The sequence below is a fragment of the Microbacterium sp. UBA3394 genome, assembly GCF_002358725.1.
Classification (GTDB): domain Bacteria; phylum Actinomycetota; class Actinomycetes; order Actinomycetales; family Microbacteriaceae; genus Microbacterium; species Microbacterium luteum.
In genome coordinates this window covers 1,707-5,746 of the sequence record NZ_DEPK01000083.1, presented here as the reverse complement: position 1 = coordinate 5,746, position 4,040 = coordinate 1,707, and the positions used below count along the sequence as shown (strand labels likewise).

At 71.4% G+C, this 4,040-nt stretch carries 3 protein-coding genes and 1 pseudogene; all 4 read right to left on the bottom strand.

The features are described from left to right. Nucleotides 1-1,184: pseudogene (locus B4E30_RS04680) on the bottom strand (hypothetical protein); the annotation flags it as partial. 58 nt (nucleotides 1,185-1,242) lie between these two features. Then, nucleotides 1,243-2,508 (bottom strand): hypothetical protein, encoded by a 1,266-nt coding sequence (locus tag B4E30_RS04675; RefSeq protein ID WP_286793704.1) that lies wholly within the window; start codon nucleotides 2,506-2,508, stop codon nucleotides 1,243-1,245. Further along, nucleotides 2,501-3,184, bottom strand: a complete 684-nt coding sequence (locus B4E30_RS04670) for an HAD hydrolase-like protein (protein ID WP_286793702.1) — start codon at nucleotides 3,182-3,184, stop codon at nucleotides 2,501-2,503. Before B4E30_RS04670 ends, B4E30_RS04675 begins: the two co-directional genes overlap by 8 nt. A 59-nt stretch (nucleotides 3,185-3,243) precedes the next feature. Next, a complete protein-coding gene (gene nucS, locus B4E30_RS04665) occupies nucleotides 3,244-3,939 on the bottom strand; it encodes an endonuclease NucS (protein WP_071044240.1) in 696 nt (231 codons plus the stop codon). Nucleotides 3,940-4,040 lie beyond the last annotated feature (101 nt).

Below are 4,040 nucleotides of genomic sequence, written 5' to 3'. Positions count from 1 at the left end.
GCGACACCGCGGCGGTTCTGGAATCCGACGACACCGCCGGCGATCGCCGCGTACGACATGTCGGACCACGTCGTCATCCACGACAGTGTGCCGCCGCCGTCGGTGCGGATCACGTCCTTCACCTCGGCCACGGTAGGTTGGGTCGCCGTGCCGAGGCCGGTGCGCCGGCGAACCGCGAACGCGCGACGCACCCACAGGATGTAGACGAGCATCAGCAGCCACATCACGGCGCTCGTCATCGCGAGTTCGGTCTCGGCGTCGATGACGGCCTCGAGCTGCGCTTCGCTGGCGACGATGATCACGGTGAGGACCAGGGCGCCGGTGAGCACGTTCAGCGACGCCAGCACGATGCTCACCACCCACGCCCATCGCCGGCCGCGGCGCATGCCGTTGGCGACGAGGACGATGATCACGACGTCGATCGCCGCATCGACGTAGCCGCCGGATGCCGGCTCGGTGGGACCGAACATCCCGTCGGTCGGAACGAGGAGCACGACCACCTGCACGGCGCCGATGACGACCATGCCGAAGAACGCCAGGAACCGCTGCTCCCGCACGCTGGAGCGCTGAATGGTGAGGGACCGATCGACGAACAGCACGAGCAGCACGGCGAGCAGATGCTCGACATCGGCGATATGGCCCCAGAAGAGCAGGGCGAGGAAGGACAGCGCGATCAGCAGCAGCCACGCGCGCACTCGCCAGGGAGAGACGAAGAGGCCGACGGCGGCGGCGATGCAGGCCATCGTGCCGCCCGAGGCGCCGACATCGAGCGCGGCGGCCTGCGTCTGCGCCCATTCCCACGGAGCCATCGCGGCCAGCCACAGCACGAGCGCCGTCGCGAGCACCGCGAAGGCCTGCCCGATGGCGTAGTAGAGGAGTGCGACGCGTGATCCGCGGCGATACTCCAGGTAGGCCATGCCGGCGAAGCTCGAGATCGTGAAGATGTAGACCCACGGCTGGTTGACGAAGAACGTGCCCGTCACGACCGTCCACCATCGTCCCTCGGCGAACGCCGGCAGGCCGTAGGCGACCGCATCGAACAGATCGTTCTCTTCGAACGGAGACCACAGTCCGCCCCACACCACGCCGACGATGAGGATCACGCCGATGAAGGTGAGAGTGGCGGGCATGCGCCGGATGACGGCGAAGACGGGGCGGGACGTTTTCGTCGAGGCCTCACTCATGGCCCTCACCCTATCGACCGGGGTGCGGCGCGGGTGGCCGCGGATCAGCGCCGTCGGATCAGTGGCCGTGCAGGCGGTCGTAGTCGGCGAGGGCCTTCGCGTCCTCGGCCTCGCGCATGGCGCGGCGCGCGGCGTCGAGCGCGGCGACCGGGTCGGCGGATGCGCGGGCATTGGCGAGCTCGCGCTGCGCGGAGCGGAGCCGCGATCGCGCGTCCGCGCTGCCGTGGGTGTGCGTGGCGACCGCCTCGGCCATCGCCACCGCGTTGCGGGCGGCCGCGAGGGTTCCGGGCAGGGCCGTGCGCGCGCCACGGAGTCGCTGCTGCGCCGTGCGGGCATCGCCCAGCGCGAGGTCGAGTCGATCGCGCAGCCGGGCGATACGGTCGATCGTCCACGTCGGGCGACGGGCGGCATCCCGTTCGAGGGCGTTCAGGTCCGCCTCGATCGCCCGCACCTCATCGGCCAGGCGATCGGCGTCGTCGGGGGGCAGCGACCCTCGCGACAGCACCGCCTGCCGCATCGCCGTGCGCGTGGCCTCGAACTCGCCCGAGAGGGCCTGCGAGGCCTGCGTGATGAGGCGATACGACTCTTCGAAGGCGCGGGCGTCGGCCTCGGCCTGGCGCAACGCGCGTTCCGCCGCTGCGATGTCGGCCAGGGCGTTGCGCGACGGGTCCTCGGCGGCCGCGGCCGCCGCATCGAGTCGCACCTGCGCTTCGGCGGCTTCGGTGACGGCGTTGGTCGCGGCATCCGACGCGGTGCGCCATTCATCCTCGGCGAAGCTCGCCGCGAGCTGATCCAGGAGCGGGGCGGGGTCGCCCATCGAGGCGCGCAGATCGTCGAGGCGCCGCCGCGTGGCGGCCAGCTGAGAGCCCGCGGTGACGTGGCGACCCATCCACTCGACGTGGTCCGAACGGGCGTGGCGGATGGCCGTGGCGGCCTTGTCGGCCTGCTCGCGGATGCGCGCGGCGCCACGGCGCACCTCAACCGGGGTCGCGGCCGGCAGGGAGATCGTGCGGTACAGGTCGAAACCCGCGTCGCGGGTGTGCTGCGCCGTCAGGCGCGCGCGTCGCAGCGAGGCCGGGGCGTCACCGCCGTAGAGCGCGCCCGACAGTCCCACCTCGAGCTCGAGCTCGGCGATCGCGTCGTCCAGGCGCACCAGAACCGCGCCCGCTTCGAGGCGCTCCGCCTCCGCGCGCTTCCGCGCGGCGGGAGAGCGACGTGCACGGCGCACTCCCCACACCAGCACGGCGACCGCCAGCGCCGTGACGCCGAAGACGACGATCGCCGGGACGACCCAGCCGATCACCGTGTCTGCGACGTCATCCATCGGCGTCGGTGAGGAGCAGCAGGTCGCGCAGCTGAGAAACGTCGTCGACGGCGGCCTGGGCGCCCTCGGCTTCGTGCGGCCAGCTGAATCCCCAGCCGACGAAGATCACGGGCACGTCGTGCGCCGCCCCGCCCTCGATGTCGTGGTGCCGGTCGCCGACGAGCACCGGTCGCGACGTATCGACACCGGCCGCCGCGAGCCGCCGCAGCGCCTCGGCGACGATGTCGGCCTTCGTGGCGAGCGTCTTCTCGTCGGGGGTGGACCCGACCGTGGCGGTGAAGCACGGGGCCAGATCGAAGTGGTCCATGAGTGCCGCGACCTGATTCTCGGGCTTGGAGCTGGCCGTCGCCTGCGGGATGCCGCACGCGTGCGCCTCCTGGATCAGCTCACCGACCCCCGGGAAGAGCTTCGCGCCGGTCGTGTATCCGTCGGCCTTGCCGAGCGTGCGGTAGAACGACACCGCCTCGGTGGCCTGCTCGGGGCTCATGCCGACGTTCGTCTGGAACGACTCGTACATGGGAGGGCCGATCCAGTGCACCAGCTCGGCGCGGGTCGGCTTGGGCTTGCCGAAGTGCTCGAGGGCCACGGTGAGGCGACGCAGGATGCCGTCGGACGCATCCACGATGGTGCCGTCGACATCCCAGAGGATGCAGGTCCAGGGGGAGCGTGTCGCCATGCTCCCAGACTACGGGGCCGGGAAGCGGCTTCGCGTCGGGAGCCGGCGCACGGGACCGCTCAGAACAGCCGCGGTGCGCCCGACTCGATGCCCTTCATGCCCTCGTAGTCGAGGGTGACGCAGCGGATGCCGCGGTCGGTGGCGAGCACCTTCGCCTGCGGCTTGATCTCCTGCGCGGCGAACACGCCCGTGACGGGAGCGAGGTGCGGATCGCGTCCGAGGAGTTCGAGGTATCGCGTGAGCTGCTCGACGCCGTCGATGTCGCCGCGCCGCTTCACTTCGACGGCGATCGTGCCGCCTGCGGGGTCGCGCAGCAGCAGGTCGACGGGGCCGATCGCGGTCGGGAATTCGCGGCGCACGAGCGTCAGGTCGTCACCAATCACGTCGACCTGCTCGGCGAGGAGGCGCTGCAGATCCGCCTCGACGCCGTCCTTCTGCAGGCCCGGGTCGAGACCGAGCTCGTGCGAGGTGTCGTGCAGCACCTCGTAGATCCGCACGAGCAGGGCGTCACCGCTCTTGGCGTGCGTGACCCGCCAGTGCTCGAGAACGCCGGCGCGCGCGGACTCCTCGTCGGGCTCTTCGACCTCGAGACGGCACGGGGGGCTCATCCAGTTGAGCGGCTTGTACGAGCCGCCGTCGGAGTGCACCAGGAGGCTGCCGTCGCCCTTGTGGACGAGCAGGCGCGTCGCGAGGGGCAGGTGGGCGGTGAGGCGCCCGGTGTAGTCGACCGAGCAGCGGGCGATGACAAGACGCACCCGACGAGCCTAAACCCGACCCGCACCCTCATGCGGGTGGCCTGCTCCGACGGTGGCGCCGGCGATGGGACGGGCGGCACCGGACGCGAGACCCGAGGCGA